15 protein-coding genes are annotated in these 16265 nt (G+C 70.9%); 5 read left to right on the top strand and 10 right to left on the bottom strand.

Annotated elements, in window-relative coordinates:
• Window positions 1-62 precede the first annotated feature (62 nt).
• On the bottom strand, window positions 63-1925 hold the full coding sequence (locus tag Q7T09_RS14960; protein WP_304700722.1) for an ATP-binding protein: 1863 nt from the start codon (window positions 1923-1925) through the stop codon (window positions 63-65).
• Between the two features lie 304 nt (window positions 1926-2229).
• Between Q7T09_RS14960 and Q7T09_RS14955 the strand changes: the two genes are divergently transcribed.
• Together Q7T09_RS14955 and Q7T09_RS14950 are read left to right on the top strand one after the other, a co-directional pair.
• Window positions 2230-5025, top strand: a complete 2796-nt coding sequence (locus Q7T09_RS14955; RefSeq protein ID WP_304700721.1) for an ATP-dependent DNA helicase — start codon at window positions 2230-2232, stop codon at window positions 5023-5025.
• Complete coding sequence (locus tag Q7T09_RS14950) at window positions 5022-5405, top strand: RidA family protein (protein WP_304700719.1); 384 nt, start codon at window positions 5022-5024, stop codon at window positions 5403-5405. Before Q7T09_RS14955 ends, Q7T09_RS14950 begins: the two co-directional genes overlap by 4 nt.
• On the opposite strand, the gene Q7T09_RS14945 is transcribed toward Q7T09_RS14950, so the two are convergent.
• On the bottom strand, window positions 5402-6355 hold the full coding sequence (locus tag Q7T09_RS14945; protein ID WP_304700718.1) for a Coq4 family protein: 954 nt from the start codon (window positions 6353-6355) through the stop codon (window positions 5402-5404). The genes Q7T09_RS14950 and Q7T09_RS14945 overlap by 4 nt on opposite strands.
• Window positions 6356-6522: 167 nt before the next feature.
• On the bottom strand, window positions 6523-6852 hold the full coding sequence (locus Q7T09_RS14940) for an SMR family transporter (RefSeq protein WP_304700715.1): 330 nt from the start codon (window positions 6850-6852) through the stop codon (window positions 6523-6525).
• Window positions 6853-6997: 145 nt separating this feature from the next.
• On the opposite strand from Q7T09_RS14940, the gene Q7T09_RS14935 reads away from it, so the two are divergent.
• Window positions 6998-9022 (top strand): elongation factor G, encoded by a 2025-nt coding sequence (locus tag Q7T09_RS14935; protein WP_304700714.1) that lies wholly within the window; start codon window positions 6998-7000, stop codon window positions 9020-9022.
• Window positions 9023-9029: 7 nt separating this feature from the next.
• Here Q7T09_RS14935 and Q7T09_RS14930 read toward each other — a convergent pair whose 3' ends face one another.
• The 3 genes from Q7T09_RS14930 to Q7T09_RS14920 are packed head-to-tail and all read right to left on the bottom strand — an operon-like array spanning window position 9030 to window position 11922.
• Entirely contained in the window at window positions 9030-9962 is a 933-nt protein-coding gene (locus Q7T09_RS14930; protein ID WP_304700713.1) for a prephenate/arogenate dehydrogenase family protein, read from the bottom strand.
• On the bottom strand, window positions 9962-11083 hold the full coding sequence (gene hisC, locus Q7T09_RS14925; RefSeq protein WP_304700712.1) for a histidinol-phosphate transaminase: 1122 nt from the start codon (window positions 11081-11083) through the stop codon (window positions 9962-9964). The genes Q7T09_RS14930 and hisC overlap by 1 nt, the downstream gene beginning before the upstream one ends.
• 32 nt (window positions 11084-11115) lie before the next feature.
• Complete coding sequence (locus tag Q7T09_RS14920; protein ID WP_304700710.1) at window positions 11116-11922, bottom strand: chorismate mutase; 807 nt, start codon at window positions 11920-11922, stop codon at window positions 11116-11118.
• Window positions 11923-12059: 137 nt separating this feature from the next.
• Between Q7T09_RS14920 and Q7T09_RS14915 the strand changes: the two genes are divergently transcribed.
• Complete coding sequence (locus Q7T09_RS14915) at window positions 12060-12716, top strand: HAD hydrolase-like protein (protein WP_304700709.1); 657 nt, start codon at window positions 12060-12062, stop codon at window positions 12714-12716.
• On the opposite strand, the gene Q7T09_RS14910 is transcribed toward Q7T09_RS14915, so the two are convergent.
• Window positions 12710-13774 carry a DUF2125 domain-containing protein gene (locus tag Q7T09_RS14910; protein ID WP_304700708.1) on the bottom strand — a complete coding sequence of 355 codons (1065 nt, stop codon included), beginning with the start codon at window positions 13772-13774 and terminating at the stop codon, window positions 12710-12712. The genes Q7T09_RS14915 and Q7T09_RS14910 overlap by 7 nt on opposite strands.
• Between Q7T09_RS14910 and Q7T09_RS14905 the strand changes: the two genes are divergently transcribed.
• On the top strand, window positions 13773-14312 hold the full coding sequence (locus Q7T09_RS14905; RefSeq protein ID WP_304700707.1) for a gamma-glutamylcyclotransferase: 540 nt from the start codon (window positions 13773-13775) through the stop codon (window positions 14310-14312). The genes Q7T09_RS14910 and Q7T09_RS14905 overlap by 2 nt on opposite strands.
• On the opposite strand, the gene Q7T09_RS14900 is transcribed toward Q7T09_RS14905, so the two are convergent.
• The 3 genes from Q7T09_RS14900 to Q7T09_RS14890 all read right to left on the bottom strand — a co-directional run bounded on the left by Q7T09_RS14900 (window position 14260) and on the right by Q7T09_RS14890 (window position 15976).
• Window positions 14260-15012, bottom strand: a complete 753-nt coding sequence (locus tag Q7T09_RS14900; protein ID WP_304700706.1) for a 1-acyl-sn-glycerol-3-phosphate acyltransferase — start codon at window positions 15010-15012, stop codon at window positions 14260-14262. The two genes, Q7T09_RS14905 and Q7T09_RS14900, sit on opposite strands and share 53 nt — an antisense overlap.
• Before the next feature lie 279 nt (window positions 15013-15291).
• A complete protein-coding gene (locus Q7T09_RS14895) occupies window positions 15292-15609 on the bottom strand; it encodes a DNA-binding transcriptional regulator (RefSeq protein ID WP_304700705.1) in 318 nt (105 codons plus the stop codon).
• Window positions 15593-15976, bottom strand: coding sequence for a type II toxin-antitoxin system RelE/ParE family toxin (locus Q7T09_RS14890; RefSeq protein WP_304700703.1), 384 nt, complete (start codon window positions 15974-15976; stop codon window positions 15593-15595). Before Q7T09_RS14890 ends, Q7T09_RS14895 begins: the two co-directional genes overlap by 17 nt.
• Window positions 15977-16265: the final 289 nt, after the last annotated feature.

The raw sequence follows: 16265 nt of genomic DNA, 5'->3' as shown, positions 1-16265 counted from the left end.
ACTCCGAGGAATTCCGGGCGGGAGGGGAAGTTCGCCGGGTGGGTGAGGGCGCGGCGCGGAGGTCAGGTCGCCGCGGAGGCGATCCTCTGGCGGCTGATGGCGTCCAGCAGGGTCCCGGCGTCCACGGGTTTTGCGACCACGTCGTCCATGCCGGCGGCGCGGTAGGCCTCGGTCTCGTGGGACAGGACGCTGGCGGTCACGGCGATGATCGGGGTGCGGGGACGGTTGCGGCCGGTCTCGCCGGCGCGGATGGCGCGGGTGGCGTCCAGGCCATCCATCCGGGGCATGCGGATGTCCATCAGGATCGCGTCCCAGTCGCCGCCTTCCCAGGCCGAGAGGGCCTCCACACCGTCGTGGGCGGTGGCGGAGGCCAGGCCCATTTCCTCCAGCATGGTCTGCAGGACGAGGCGGTTGGTGGGATTGTCGTCCACCACCAGGATGCGTCCGCCATCGACCGCGGGTGTCGCCGCCGCCGGCGGGGCCACCAGGACCTCGGCGGTCACCGGCATGGGCAGGCGGACCGTGAAGCAGGCCCCTTCGCCGGGGGTGGAGACGAGCGAGATCTCCCCGCCCATCAGCACCGCCAGTTCGCGGCAGATGGCCAGGCCCAGGCCCGTGCCCCCGGCCCGGCGGGTGTTGGAGCCGTCGGCCTGGACGAACCGGTCGAAGACCTGGGCCTGGTCGGCCGGCGCGATGCCGGGACCGGTGTCGCCGACCTCGACGACGACGCCGTCGCCGTCGCCGGTGATGGCCACCGCGATCCCTCCGGCCTCGGTGAACTTCAGGGCGTTGGAGATCAGGTTGGCCACGATCTGGCGCAGGCGCACCTCGTCGCCCAGCCGCTGGCCGGGGGCGGTGTCCGTCAGGGTCAGGTCGAAGGCCAGCCCCTTCTCCTGCGCGAGCACGGCGTACAGGCGCGCGACCCCGTCGGCGAACAGGTCCAGCCGGAACGGAGCCGGGCTGATCGCCATGTTCCCAGCCTCGATCTTGGAGATGTCGAGGACGTCATTGACCACCCCCAGCAGGGTTCGGGCCGAGGCCTGGACGATCGACAGCCGCTCCCGCTGCGCCGCGTCCAGTTCGCCGCGCTCCATCACCTGGGCCATGCCCAGCACCCCGTTCAGCGGGGTGCGGATCTCGTGGCTGATGGTGGCCAGGAACTCCGACTTGGCCCGGCTGCCGGCCTGGGCCTCCACCGCCAGCACCTTCAGGGCCTCGGTGCGCTCGGCGACCCGCTGCTCAAGGGACTGGTTGATCCGCTCGATCTCGTCGTTGCGCCCCCGCAGCTGATCCACCAGGCCGAGGTTCTCGCGGCCGAGCGCGATGGAGCGCACCAGCAGGCCGTGGTTGTTCCGGTGCCCGGCGATCATCACCCCCCAGAACACCAGGCCAAGGGCGGCCAGGACCGACTGGCCCTCCAGCATCAGCCGTCCGCAGGCCGGAACCAGCATCAGGGTCACATAGGCGCGGCCCGTCAGCTTCAGCGGCGCCAGCACCCCGGTGGCGCCGGCCGCCAGGGCCGAGACCACGATCAGGATGACGAACCGCGTCTGGGCGGTCTCCGCCGGCAGCTGGGTCCAGGCCAGCAGGGCCCAGAGCCCCGCGCTGGTCAGCAGCCCCACGGAATGGGCGATGGCCCACGGGCGCAGGCGCGCGGCGTCGAGACCCGGTCCGTGGCTAAGCAATCCCTTCAGCACCTGGTCGACCGCCACCCGCGTAACGGCCACCGAGAGGGTCACGACCAGCCAGGCCAGGTACCAATCCCGCGCGTCCTCGCGTCCCACGAAGGGCATGCTGATGGCCGCCGCCACCTGCACGACCATGGTCGCCACGGCGTTCTTCTGCGCGGCGCGCAGGAGCTCGACCCAGACCTGCGAGGTCGACGGCGGAACGGTCCCGGGCGGAATGTATGGGGCGACGGTCAATGTCTGCGGTCCAGGTGCGGATTCGAAACGCCACTTAACGCGAGTGCGGTAAATAAACATACCGCGCCAACCGAACATGTTCGATCAATACTGACGACCGTCTAAGGGCGAAGTGTCTTCGTTCGGAACAACTTGCCTGTCCAATGTAACCATTTTGAGGACATCTGCGCCCTTCTGACGCGCGGTTCCGGGAGGGATCGGGATCGCGGCAGGTCGAGGGCCGTCGCCGACGGCAGGGCGGGCGAGGATCAAAACCAGAACATCGGCCGCTGACTTGGGCGCGAAAATCGGTTAGTCACAGCCGGTGAACGCGCTTGCCCCGAGTCTCGCCCTGGCCCCCGCCCTCGTCGTCCTGCCCGGTCCCCGCGCCGCGGTGGCCGACGCATCCGGCGCGCAGGCGTTGCGGGCGCCCGATGCGCGGGACCTGTTCGAGCACGGCCCGGTCCTGGTGGCCCATGCCGGCATGACCGCCAAGCGGCTGGGGGTGCATACGCCCGCCCGGTCCCAGGGGCTGTTCGACGCCCTGGAGCTGTTCGCCTTCGTGCGGCCGGCCCGGTTCTGCGCCCCCTCGGCCGCAGGCCTGGCCCTGGCGCTTGGCCTGCCCGAGCCCAAGGGCGCGACGGCCCAGGCCCAGGTGCTGCGCGAGGCCTGCCACGCCCTGCTGTCGGAACTGGCCCTGACCCCCGAGCCCTCCCGCGAGGAGGCGCTGGCCATCGGTGAGACCCTGGCCCGCGCAGGCTGGGCCTGGGGAACCGCGGTGATCGGCGCCTTGCGCTCGGCCCCGGTGGGCAACGTCTTCCGCGGCTCGGGCATGGATGTCTGGACGCGCGTCGCCGAGTGGGAGGAGCAGGCGCCCCCCGGCGAAGCCGGCTCCCGCCCCATCGCGCCGGAGGCCGCCGCCCAGCGCCTGGTGGACCTGCTGCGGGAGGCGGGCCTGGATGAGGCGCGGCCCATGCAGGCCGAATTCGCCGCCGAGACCGCCTTCGCCTTCCAGCCGCGCGAGAAGGAGGGCGAGCCGCGCATGATGCTGGCCGAGGCCGGCACCGGGGTCGGCAAGACCCTGGGCTATCTGGCGCCGGCCTCGCTGTGGGCCGAGGCCAACGGGCCGGCGGTGTGGATCTCCACCTATACCCGCGCCCTGCAGCGCCAGATCGAGCGCGAGAGCCACGCCATCTATCCCGACCCCAAGATCCGGGCGAAGAAGGCCGTGGTCCGCAAGGGGCGCGAGAACTATCTCTGCCTGCTGAACTTCCAGGATCAGACCAACACCGCCCAGCTCGGCGGGGCCGACCTGATCGGCCTGGCGCTGACCGCCCGCTGGGTGCGCGCCACCCGCGACGGCGACATGACCGGCGGCGACTTCCCCGCCTGGCTGCCGACCCTGTTCGCCGTGCCGCCTGTGGCCCAGGCCAGCGCGGCCAACCTGGTGGACCGGCGGGGCGAGTGCATCCACGCCGGCTGCGCCCACTACCGCACCTGTTTCGTGGAGAAGGCGGTGCGCGGCTCCCGGCGGGCCGACATCGTCATCGCCAACCATGCCCTGGTCCTCACCCAGGCCGCCTTCGACGGCGCCCGGGCCGCCAGGGGCTCCAAGGCCGACGGCGAGACCACCCAGCTCAAGCGCATCGTCTTCGACGAGGGCCACCACCTGTTCGACGCCGCCGACGCGGCCTTCGCCGCCGCCCTGTCGGGCGCCGAGTCCGCCGAGCTGCGCCGCTGGATACGCGGTCCCGAGGGGCGCGGCCGCCGGGGTCGGGGCCTGGAGGCCCGCCTCATGGAGGTGCTCGGCGACCGCGACGACGCCAAGCGGGCCCTGGTCGACGCCACCCGCGCCGCCGCCGCCCTGCCCGGCGAGGGCTGGTCGGGCCGCGTGGCCTCGCCCAATGGCGAGGTCAACCCGATGGGGCCCATCGAGCACTTCGTCGTGGCCATCATCGAGCAACTCCGCGCGCGGGCAGCGCCGTCGGAGGTGGGCATGGAATGCGCCGCCCGGCCCGCCCTGGACCTGGTGCGCGAGACCGCGCGGGCCGCCGCCTCAGCGCTCGCCGCCATCGAGGCGCCGCTGCTGGCGCTGGCCCGTCACCTGGAGGACGTTCTGGACGACGAGGCCGCCACCCTGCCGCCCGGCGACCGCGCGCGCATCGAGGGCGCGCTGCGTGGCCTGGATCGGCGCGCCCGCATGACCCTGCCGGCCTGGCGCTCCATGCTGCGGGCCATCGACGAGGATTCCGAGGACGACCCGGACTTCGTCGACTGGTTCGACGCCACCTTCCTCTATGGCCGGGTGGTGGACGCCGCCTGCCGCCGCCACTGGGTCGATCCCACCGAGCCGCTCACCAACACCGTCATCGCCCCGGCCCACGGGGTGCTGGTGACCAGCGCCACCCTGGCCGACTCCACCCTCGCCGATCCCTTCGCCCTGGCCGAGATGCGCACCGGCGCCGCGCGCCTGCCCGACCGGCCCAAGACCCTGCGCCTGGCCTCGCCCTTCGACTACGAGACCAATTCGCGGGCCTTCGTGGTGACGGATGTCGGCCGTGACGATCCGCGCCAGGTGGCCGCGGCCATGCGCGAGCTGTTCCTGGCCGCCGGGGGCGGGGGTGTGGGCCTGTTCACCGCCATCCGCCGGCTGCGCGCGGTGCATGAGCGGATCGCCGCGCCGCTTTCCGACAAGGGCCTGGCCTTGTATGCGCAGCACGTCGATCCCCTGGAGGTCGGCGCCCTGGTGGACATCTTCCGGGCCGAGCACGACAGCTGCCTGCTGGGCACCGACGCGGTGCGGGATGGGATGGACGTGCCGGGCCGCTCGCTGCGGCTGCTGGTCTTCGACCGCGTGCCCTGGCCCCGCCCCGACATCCTGCACAAGGCCCGGCGGGTCCGCTTCGGCGGCAAGGCCTATGACGACAGCGTGGCGCGCAACCGCATCAGCCAGGCCTTCGGCCGCCTGATCCGCCGGGCCGACGACCAGGGGGTCTTCGTCATGCTGGACGCCGCGGCGCCCACCCGCCTGTTCTCCGGCCTGCCGGAGGGCGTGAAGATCGAGCGCGTCGGCCTGGTGGAGGCCATCGAGGCCACGACGGAATTCTTGGGGATCCCATGAGGCGACGGGTCAGTTCGGGATCGCCCCTGGAGCCGGAGATCGGCTTTTCCCGGGCGGTGCGGGTGGGGAATGTCATCGCCGTGGCCGGCACGGCGCCGATCGCGGCGGCCGGCGGAACCCACGGGGTCGGCGACGTCTATGAACAGACCCGGCGCTGCCTGGAGATCATCGTCGCGGCCCTGGAAGGCGCCGGGGCGGGGCCGCAGCACGTGATCCGCACCCGGGTCATGCTCACCGATATTACTCGATGGCGCGAGGCCGCCCGGGCCCATGGCGAGGTGTTCGGCGCGGCGCGGCCCGCCTGCACCTTCGTCCAAGTCTCCGGCTTCATCGATCCCGACTGGCTGGTGGAGTTGGAGGCCGACGCCGTGGTCGACTAGGCCGCCTGAAGCTGCTCGAACAGGTCGGCGGGGTAGGGGGAGGCGTAGAGGGTGACGCCCGTGGCCGCGCGGATCGCCTCGGCCGGCTGGTCCCACAGCGTCTCCCAGTCCAGGCCGATCAGGGGCGGGCACTGGCGGCCATGGGTCCAGGCGGTGAGGATCACGTCCAGGAACAGGGGCAGGGCCTCGGGCTGGTTCAGGGCCATCTTGCTGGTGACCACGGCCAGGAACATCGAGGAATAGTGGTGGCCGAACTGGGCCATCTGGAAGCCGGAGATCGCCACCTCATGCAGGATGGTGGTCTGGTAGCCGGCCAGGATGTGCCAGAGGTCGTGGCACTGCAGGATGCGGGCGTTGAGATAGTCCAGCGGGGCCGGCAGGTCGGCCAGGCCCAGCGCCTCGCGGTCCAGGACCTCCAGGTCAAAGCCGTTGTCGACGATCAGGTCGTGGAACTCCGCCCCCAGCGACCCCTCTGGGCAGCGGGCCAGGGCCTCCAGGGAGAACCTGGAGGGATAGCCGACCGCGGCGGCCTCCTTGACCCCGGGATAGAGCCGCGCGGTCCCGGCGACCCGGGTTCTGAAGGCCGGGGTCATCAGGCCGGCCAGGGCCGCCGTGCGCTCGGTGATGTCGCCGGCCGAGCGCCCGGCGTCGGGATCGTCGACCAGGTCCCAGAAGGGGCCCCAGAAGGCCGGGTCGATCACGGCGGGCGTCCCGTGGGCCTCGATCATCAACCCGCGCGGGGCGACCCCCAGCCAGCCCTCGGTGGCGGCGTCATAGATCACCGCCAGCCGCTCGGGGGCGGCGATGGCGGCGTGGACGAAGAGGGCGGCCAGCTCGCCGTGTCCCTCGCCGCCGGCGCGGATGGCCGCGGCCAGGCGACGGGCGTCCTCACCGTCTCCCCCGCTCGCCACCTGGGCTTCAAAGCGCGCGCGCGTCGGCTGGTCGGCCATGTCGTGTCCCCGGCGATCCTGCGAAACAGCCTATCATTCCGAGCTGGAAATCAAGGGCCAAGCCTAGAGCGTTTCCCGCCTGACTTGGATCAAATCAGGCGGTCGGGAAGAGCGACCAAGCCAGGACTCTAGAGCCCCGTTTCGATTCATTCGAAACGGGAACAGCTCTAGACCACGGCCTTGGAGTAGAGGTTGATCACCAGCACCCCGGCCAGGATCATCCCCATGCCGAGCACGGCGGGCAGGTCGAGGCGCTGCTTGAACAGCAGCCAGGCCAGCAGGGTGATCAGGACGATGCCGATCCCCGACCAGATGGCGTAGCCGATCCCCACCGGCACGGTGCGCATGGAGTGGGACAGGCAGAAGAAGGCCACGCCGTAACCCGCCACGGTGATGCTCGACGGGACCAGGCGCGAAAAGCCGTCGGAGGCCTTCAGGGCGGTGGTGGCGATCACCTCGGCGAGGATGGCGATGCCGAGCCATGCGTAGCCGTTCAAGGACGTCATCCCTTCAAAACTCCGTGCGAATCGACGGTGCGGCCCCACCCTAGCGCTTGCGCCGCGCGGCGCGCGGGTGAACGGTGAGTCCACCGGCGGTCACGCCCGTAAGCGGCGCGTACGCCAAATTGCGGAGGATCCGATCATGGCTCATGGCCATAACGGCTCGGTGCGCGCCATCGCCCTCGTCGGGGCGGCCGGAACCGGCAAGACGACGCTTCTCGAAGCCATGTTGTTCGCCAGCGGGACCCTCCCGCGCCAGGGCGAGGTGGGAACCACCAGCGTCGGCGACGCCAGCCCGGAGGCAAGGCAGCGAGGCCAGTCGGTGGAGCTGAACGTCGCCGGCTTTACGTTCATGGGCGACCGCTACGCCTTGATCGACGCGCCCGGCTCAACGGAGTTCTCCGCCGCCGGAGACCTGGCCCTGCCCGCCGTGGACCTTGCGGTCATTGTCGCCGACCCCCAGCCGGGCCGCGCCGCCCTGCTGGCGCCGGTCTTCAAGGAGCTGGAACGGCTCGGGGTCCCCCGGGCCGTTTTCGTCAACAAGATCGACCAGGCGCGCGGGACCCTCGACGAGGTGCTGGCCGCGCTGGCCCCGGTGAGCGCCGCGCCCCTGGTGGCCCGGCAGATCCCCCTGGTGGAGGGCGAGCATGTCACCGGCTTCGTGGATCTGGCCCTGGAGCGGGCCTTCGTCTACCGCCCCGGCCAGCCCTCGGAGCGCATCGACCTGCCCGCCGAGATCGCCAGCTTGGAGGCGCAGGCCCGCTTCCACATGCTGGAGCAGCTGGCCGACTATGACGACGCCCTGATGGAGCAGCTGCTCTCGGACCTGACCCCAAGCCAGGACGAGGTGTTCGCCGACCTGATGGCCGAGATGAACCAGGGCCAGATCGTGCCGGTCTTCTTCGGCTCGGCCCTCAACGGCTGGGGCGTGCGCCGCCTGCTCAAGGCCCTGCGCCACGAGACCCCGGAGGTGGAGCGCGCCGCCGAGCGCCTGGGCCTCACCGGGCCCTGCGCCTACGCCTTCAAGACCTCATACGCCGGCCAGGCCGGCAAGCTGACCTATGCCCGGGTCATGGGGGGTGAGCTGCACGACGGCGAGGAGCTGACCGCCTCCGATGGCCAGCACGGCCGCGCCGGCGGCCTGCTGGCGCTGACCGGCGCGGCGACGAAGAAGATCGACCGCGCCGCGCCCGGCGAGGTGGCCGCCATCGCCAAGATCGAGGCCGCCCATCCCGGCGAGGTGATCTCCATGGACGGCAAGCCTCGCCGGCCCCGGCTGACGCGGTCGCAGGCCCCCGCGCTCTACGCCCTCTCCGTCGCCGCCAAGGACCGCAAGGACGACGTGCGCCTGTCCTCGGCCCTGGCCCGGCTGGCGGAGGAGGACCCCGCCCTGCACGTGGTGCTGGACCCCGAGACCCAGGAGACCCTGCTCACCGGCCAGGGGGAGGCGCACCTGCAGGTGACCCTGGAGCGCCTGCGCCGCCGCTTCGGCCTGGAGGTCGCCCAGGCCCGCCCGAAGATCTCCTACCGGGAGTCCATCCGCAAAGGCGTCACCCAGCGTGGCCGCCACAAGAAGCAGACCGGCGGCCACGGTCAGTTCGGCGACGTGGTGCTGGAAATCCGGCCCGGCCCGCGCGGCTCAGGCCTGACCTTCAGCCAGAGGATCACCGGCGGGGTGGTGCCCAGGCAGTGGATTCCCGCCGTGGAGCAGGGGGTGCGCGACGCCCTGGAGCGGGGGCCCCTTGGCTTCCCGGTCACCGATGTTGAGGTGGTGCTGATCGACGGTTCCCACCACAGCGTCGACTCCTCGGAAATGGCCTTCCGCGCCGCCGGCCGCCTGGCCATGAGCGAGGCTTTGCCGCAGTGCGCGCCCTACCTGCTGGAGCCGGTGGAGAAGCTGTTGATCCACGCGCCGTCGGCCAGCACCTCGAAGATCACCCAGGCGGTGTCGGCCCGGCGGGGCCAGATCATGGGCTTCCAGCCCCGCGAGGGCTGGGCCGGCTGGGACGAGATCGAGGTGGGCCTGCCGCGCTCCGAGCGCCTGGACCTGATCGCCGAACTGCGCGGCCTGACCCAGGGGTTGGGAACCTTCACCGCGCAGTTCGACCACATGGCCGAACTCACCGGCCGCGCCGCCGAGGAGATCGCCAAGCGGGCGGCGGCCTGACCGCGCCTCAGTGTTTGCCGCGGTCGCGGCCGAAGTTGGGTTCGGGGCTTTCCTGGCCGGCGGCGATGATGCCGCGGCGGATCTCGCGGGTGCGGGTGAAGAGCTCGAACAGCTTGTCGCTCTCCCCCCAGCGGATCTGCCGCGACAGGGCCTGCAGGTCCTCGGTGAAGCGGCCCAGGATCTCCAGCACCGCCTCCTTGTTGGCCACGAACACGTCGCGCCACATGGTGGGGTCGGAGGCGGCGATGCGGGTGAAGTCGCGGAAACCCCCGGCGGAGTACTTCATCACCTCGGCCTGGGTGACCTCCTCCATGTCGGCGGCCGTGCCGACGATGTTGTAGGCGATCAGGTGGGGCAGGTGGCTGGTGACGGCCAGCACCAGGTCGTGGTGGCGGTCGTCCATCTGTTCGACATTGGCGCCGAGCCCCCGCCAGAATTCGGAGAGCCGGCTGACGGCCTCGAGATAGGCGTCGTCCTGCCGCGGCTGCGGGGTGAGGATCACCCAGCGGCTCTGGAACAGTTCGGCGAAGCCGGCGTCGGGGCCGGAGTGCTCGGTCCCGGCGATCGGGTGGCCTGGCACGATGAAGACGTTGTCGGGCAGGGCGGCGGTCAGCGCCGCGGCGACCGAGCCCTTCACCGAGCCCACGTCGGTGACGGTGGCGCCGGGCTTCATGGCGGGCGCGGCGGCCTTGGCGGCCTCGCCCATGGCCAGGACCGGGACGGCGAAGACCACCAGGTCGGCGCCGGCGACCGCCTGCGCGATGTCGCCGGTGACCTTGTCGGCGTAGCCCAGCTCGACGATGCGGTCGCGGTGGGCGGGGCTGAGGTCGGCGACGACCACTTCGCCGACCACGCCGGCCTCCCGGGCGGCCAGGATGACGGAAGATCCGATCAGGCCGCAGCCGATCACCGCCATGCGGGGATAGATGATCTCGCCCATCAGGATTTCATGAAGGCGGCGAGCGCCTCGGCCACGGCGCGGTTGTGCGCTTCCAGGCCGATGGTGATCCGCAGGTGGTCGGGCAGGCCGTAGCCGCCGACCCCGCGCACGATGATCCCCTTCGACGCCAGATAGGCCTCGGCCTCCCTGGCGGTCTTGCCGGGGGTCTTCGGGAATCCCACCAGGACGAAATTGGCCGCCGAGGGCGCGGGGTCGAGGCCGATCCCGCCGAGCTGTTGGGTCAACCACGGCCGCCACTGTTCGATCAGCGCTAGGGACCGGGCCTGGAAGTCTTCGTCGCCCAGGGCCGCGACCCCGGCCAGCTGGGCCGGGATATTGACGTTGAAGGGCAGGCGGATGCGGTCGAGCGCGTCGGCGATCGGGGCGGGCATGTAGGCCCAGCCCACCCGCAGGGCGGCCAGGCCGTGCAGCTTGGAGAAGGTCCGGGTCACCACCACGTTCTCGAACTCGGCCACCATGGACATGCCGTCCTCGAAGCGGGGATCGGCGACGAACTCGGCATAGGCGCCGTCCAGCACCAGGATGACGCTGGCGGGCAGACCGGCGTGCAGGCGGCGCACCTCCTGGCCCGTGATCCAGGTGCCGGTGGGGTTGCCGGGATTGGCGACGAAGACCAGGCGCGTGCGGGCGTCCACCTGCTCCAGCAGGGCCTCGACGTCGATACGGTGGTCGATCTCCTTGGCGAGCTTGACCTGCGCCCCGCAGGCCCGCGCCCCGATGGCGTAGGCGCCGAAGCCGAACTCCCCCTGGACGATGTTGTCGCCGGGCTCCAGGAAGGCCTGGTTCAGCAGCTGGAATATCTCGTCGGAGCCGCAGCCGAAGATCAGCTGCTCCGGGGCCAAGCCGTGCTTCTCGGCGATGGCGGTCCGCAGGATCGTGGTGCGGCCGTCGGGATACATGTGCAGCTGGTCGACGGCGCCGGCGAAGGCGTCCTTGGCCGCGGGGCTGCAGCCCAGGACGTTCTCATTGGCCGACAGCTTCAGCGGATGGGCGATCCCCTCGACCTTGGACTTGCCGGGCACATAGCAGGCGATGTCGAGGATGCCGGGCTTCGGCGTAGGGCGCGGGGCGGCGGCGCGGTCGAGGACGGTGTCGGACATGGGAGGCTTCAAGCGGGGATGAGGCCCGCCTCTTACACGTCCAGGGGCGCCGGCGCAGCCCCGATAACCCCGGAAAGGCGCCCGGGCGCCCGGGCCAGGCGTTCGTCGCCGGCCTGGTAGAAGCCCATCAGGGCGAAAAGCTTCAGGCCGCCGGCCTCGGCGATCAGGTCCCCGGCCACGCCGTCGCGGGAAAGCGCCTCCTCGATGGCGGCGGCGGAGCCGGGTGCGTCGGTGACCCAGAAGGTGCGGTCATCGCCCGTGGGTTCCACCTCCACCTCGGCGACGGCCAGCGCGCTCATCGGCCCCCAGGCGGCCAGGCAGGGGAGGGCTGCGAACACCTGCAGCTTGGGATCGGCCAGCAGCCGGCCCCACCAGGGGGTGTCGGCCGCGAGCGTCAGGACCCCCACCCCGCCAAGGGTCTTGGCGGCGGCGAGCGCCTCCTCGGCCTTGGGGGTGGCGCGCAGGGGCGGGGCGGCGCCGAAGCGATGGCGGGCCAGCTCCACCGACCGGGCGGCGTCCTTGCCGCCCCAGACGGTGATGTGGAAGGGCCCCTGGCGCGACAGGCTGTCGCCGATCAGCTCGCGCCAGATGCGGACGACGAGGCCGGGCCTCGCCGCCAGGCGCTCCTTGGTCAGAAGTCGACGGAGAAGGGCGGTTTCCCGCCCGGGGCGCAGGGCGAACTTGTCGCCGTCGCCGGCGGCCTGCTTGGCGGCGGCCACATCCTTGGCCAGGCCGGCGCGCTCGTCGATCAGGGCCAGCAGGGCGCCGTCGATCTCGTCCAGGCGCGCGCGCACGGCGTCCAGCGACGGCGCGGCGGGCTTGGGATCGGCGTCGGCCATTTTGTCCCCCGAAAACGAAGGTTCGGCGCTTAAGTCATCGCGCGACCCCGCGCAATAGGGCCGTCCGCCGCAATAAAGTTGCACGGGAAACCGGTTGCCGACTTTGCGACGCCGACACGGCTCGTCTAGGCTCGGTCATGGCCCCGACCCTGCTGCTCGATCTGGACGGCACGCTCACCGATCCGGCCCCCGGCATCCTCGGCGGCGCCCGCGCCGCCCTGACCGCGATGGGTCGCGAGATCCCGGCCGAGAACGACCTGCTGTCGATGATCGGCCCGCCGATCCGCGTGTCCTTCCGCCGCCTGCTGGGGGAGGAGGGCGATGTCGAGGAAGGGGTGCGGCTCTACCGCGCCTATGTCGCCGAGCGTGGCCTGAAGGAGGCGGCGGTCTATCCGGGGATCTTCGAGGCCCTGGCGGAGCTGCGCGAGGCCTATGCGGGCAGGGTGTTCCTCTGCACCGCCAAGTCCCAGCCCTTCGCCGAGGCCACCGCCGACCACTTCGGCCTGCGTCCCTATCTGGCGGGCGTCTATGGCGCCGAGCCCGGCGGACGGTTCGAGGACAAGGCCGAGCTCATCGCCCACATGATCGGCGCCGAGGGGATCGACCCGGCCCGCGCGGTCATGGTGGGCGACCGCAGCTACGACATGGTCGCCGCCCGCAAGAACGGCCTGACCGCCATCGGGGCGCTCTGGGGCTATGGCTCGGAGGCCGAACTCCTGGACGCCGGCGCCCACGCCCTGTGCGCCACGCCGCGGGACCTGCCGGCCTCAGCGTGGCTGTCCGAGCCTCAGTAGATCCGGGGCGAGGGTCCGATGGCCACCGGCCCCAGGGTCGTGCGCCCGGCTTCGAAGGTGAGGGTGGCCCGCGCGGTCGAGGCGCCGTCCTCGCGGGCGACGGCCACGGCCGCGGCGGCCAGAGCCGTCTCCGGCGGGATCGAGCCGTTGGCGGCCATGGCGGCCAGGGCCTGGGGCGCCTGGCGCAGGGTGACGTCCATGGAACCCACCAGCCGCCCGTCATAGCCCACGCCGAGCTGGCCGGACTGGGACCCGATCAGGGCGTCGCCGGCGGTGACCCCGGCCTGACGCACCTGGATCAGGCCCCCGCCATTGCTCCAGGCCCGCACCGCCGCCGGCCAGGTCTGGCCCTTGAAGCCGCTTATCTTGGTGAGCACCGAGTCCCAGACGATGGAGACGGGCTTGTCGCCGGCCAGGCGGGCGAACAGGCCGCTGAGCTGGGCCTTGCCGTTGTCGAGCTTGAACATCACCGCCCCCTGGTCGTCGGGGCCGGGCCGCAGGTGCAGCTCCACCTTGTCGGCGGACGACAGGCCGAAGGGCTGGGCGCCCGCGCCCGGCGCGAAGGTCAGCTTGCGGCCCTCGAAGGAGAAGCTGGGGGGGCGTTTGCCGAGGTCCCCCAGGCTGGCGCGCAGCAGCTCGCCACGCACCTCGACCGCGCCGCCGACGGGCCGGGTCACGGTCAGGCCCTCGGGCGCGGCCATGATCCAGTGGCCGAGGGAATAGAGGAAGGCCTCGCCCTCCAGCTTCGGGACGGCGACCGCCCAACCGGAGGGATCGCGGACGCGGGCCTGCGTCAGCACCACGTCCAGGCGGAAGGGATAGCCCCCCAGCACCCGGTCCTTCCACGAGACCTCGTAGCCGGCGGCGCGCAGCTGATCGGCGGCGGCGTCCATCCGGGTGGCGGCCTGACCGCGCACCTGGAACCAGAGCGTCGTCCAAAGCGCCACGCCGACCAGCAGCAGGACGAAGGGGGCGTAGAGCCAGAACCGTCGCGGTTTGCGGGCGGGTTCCGGATCGGGCACAGGGGGAGTCTCGGGGGTCTTGGAACGGCGGGCCATGTCTGTTGAGCGTTGGGTTTTCGGTTACGGGTCGTTGATGTGGCGGCCTGGCTTTGACTATGTCGAGCGCCAGGGCGCCACCCTACATGGCCGCCGCCGCGCCTTCTGCATCTATTCCGTCCATCACCGGGGCACCTATGAACGCCCGGGCCTGGTGCTGGGTCTCGCGCCGGGCGGCGCGGTGCGCGGGGCGGCCTATCGGGTGGACGAGGCGGCCTGGAGCGAGACCTACGCCTATCTGCGCGAGCGCGAACAGCCCACCGAGACCTATGTGGAGAGCGCCGCCTTCGTGCGCCTGGCCGACGGCCGCCGGGTGGAGACCCTGGTCTTCCTCTCCGACACCGGCCACCCCCAATGGGCCGGCGCGCTGAGCCTGGAGCGCCAGGCCGAGCTGATCGCCGGGGCGACGGGCCTGTCGGGCAGGAATGTCGACTACCTGCGCGACCTGGTGGAGCACCTTCGCGAGGAAGGCGTCCACGACGCGGTCATGTCGCGTCTGCTGGGTATGGTCGACCAATATGAGCGGGATCTTCGTTGACCAGCCGGTTGGTGGCCGTCTCGATGGCCTCCTGCAGGGTGCGCATGAACTCCGCCCGCTTCAGCCCCGGCGGGATCGGCTCCAGGTACTCGAAGACGATGGTCCCGGGGATGCGCTGGAAGCCGTGGCGGGGCCAGTGGACCCCGGCGTTTGTGGCCATCGGATAGACCGGCAGGTCCAGCTCGCGATACAGCGCCGCGATGCCGGGCTTGTAGTCGCCGGGGACGCCGGGCTCGACCCGGGTGCCTTCGGGGAAGATCACCAGCTGGCGCGGGATCTTGAACCGCTCCTTGGCGTCCTTGACCATCTTGCGCAGGGCCGCGGCCTGGGCGCTGCGGTCCACCTCGATCATGGTCGCCTTCTTGGCGAACCACGAGAAGAAGGGGATCCACATCAGCTCCTTCTTGGTGACGTAGCAGGCGTCCGGCAGCAGGGAGAACTGGGCGAAGACGTCGAACATGCACTGGTGCTTGGGCGCCACCAGGGCCGGGGTGGTGGGGATGAACTCCCGGCCGCGCACCTCCACCCTGATGTCGGCTACCACCTTCAGCAGCCAGATGATCCCCCGGCTCCACAGATGGAACACCGCCACCGTCCAGCTGCGCGGCGCGATCAGCAGCGGGGTCAGGATCACCAGCGAGATGAACACCGACCAGACATAGAAGGAGATGACGAAGAGGATGGAGCGCAGGTTCTGCAAGGTCAGGCCTTCAAGTCTTGAGGTCTCGGTTCCTTCTCCCCTTGCGGGAGAAGGTGGCCCTGCGGAGCAGGGTCGGATGAGGGGTCGAAAATCCCATCCGATAGATGCGACGCGCCTCTAAACCTAGAGCTTGATGGCCTGAAGTGGAAGCCGGTTCCGGGGCGGAAAGCGGGGACACGGAATTACGGTGATGAGCCGCGCCGGACAAGTCATCGCGCGCGAGTATGGCAGTCGCGGGGGCAGGCGGGAGGCCGCCATCATGGAGGCTGCGCGGGGCGGTCAGGCCAGGGCCGCAAGCCCGCTCTTCCGCACGATGGCCAGCAGTCGCAGCGCGGGTCCGCCCGGTCGCTTCTGCCCCCGCTCCCAGTCGGACACCAGGTTGGTGGAGACATTCAGGTAGCGCGCGAACACGCCTTGGGACACATGCTCAGCCTCCCGGATCGCCCGAATTTCCTCTGGCGCCAGCGGCGGCGTCGGGGTCAGGCAGGCCAGATCGAAGGTGCGCAGGGTCTGCTTGTCGATGGAGCCGGCCTCATGCAGGCCCTCCATCATCTCGTGCACCGCCGCCAGGGCCTCGCTCCTATAGGTCTTGGTCATCGCACCGCATCTCCGTCCAACGTCCCGCCGCCACCTCGGCCGTCATCTGCGCCTGCGACAGTCCCAAGACCACCTTTGCAGCGGCCTGGAAGGTTGCCACCTCGTCCCGGTTCAGATTGGCCCGGTCGCTCTTGGCGAACCCGTAGACGAACACCGCACGGTCGCCGGAGCGATAGAAGACCATCACCCGGTAGCCGCCTGATCTTCCAGCGCCGGGGCGCGCCACCCGCTGCTTGATCAGGCCGCCGCCGAGATCGGCGTCCACCAGCCCTCGCTCCGCGCGGCTGACCGCGTCGCACAGGGCCTGATCGCTGATCTTCTCCTTGCGGGTATATTTCTCGAACCAGCCATTCTTGTAGAGACGCATCCATGGCTTCCATATGTCAAAGCCATGTATCACACTTAGTGTGATGATCCAAGATCAGAACTACGGATTACGGCGCCAGTTTACTTAAACTGCCCAGGCGCCATCCCCGCATTACGGTGACATGATATCAATTGCATAATCACCCCCTCTCCAAACGGAGACGCCGTCGCGTCCGCCTTGTCGCGCTTCGGCTTCGGGCCGCGCCTGGACGTCCGGCCCTCACGACCTTGGCCCCATCCCCCGCACCGCCTCGCGGCCGAGGATCGCCAGGTACTTGGAATATTCCACG

The organism is Phenylobacterium sp., assembly GCF_030645195.1.
Taxonomy (GTDB): Bacteria; Pseudomonadota; Alphaproteobacteria; order Caulobacterales; family Caulobacteraceae; genus Phenylobacterium.
The sequence above is the reverse complement of the archived record's forward strand: the minus strand, read 5'-3'. Positions and strand labels throughout refer to the sequence as shown.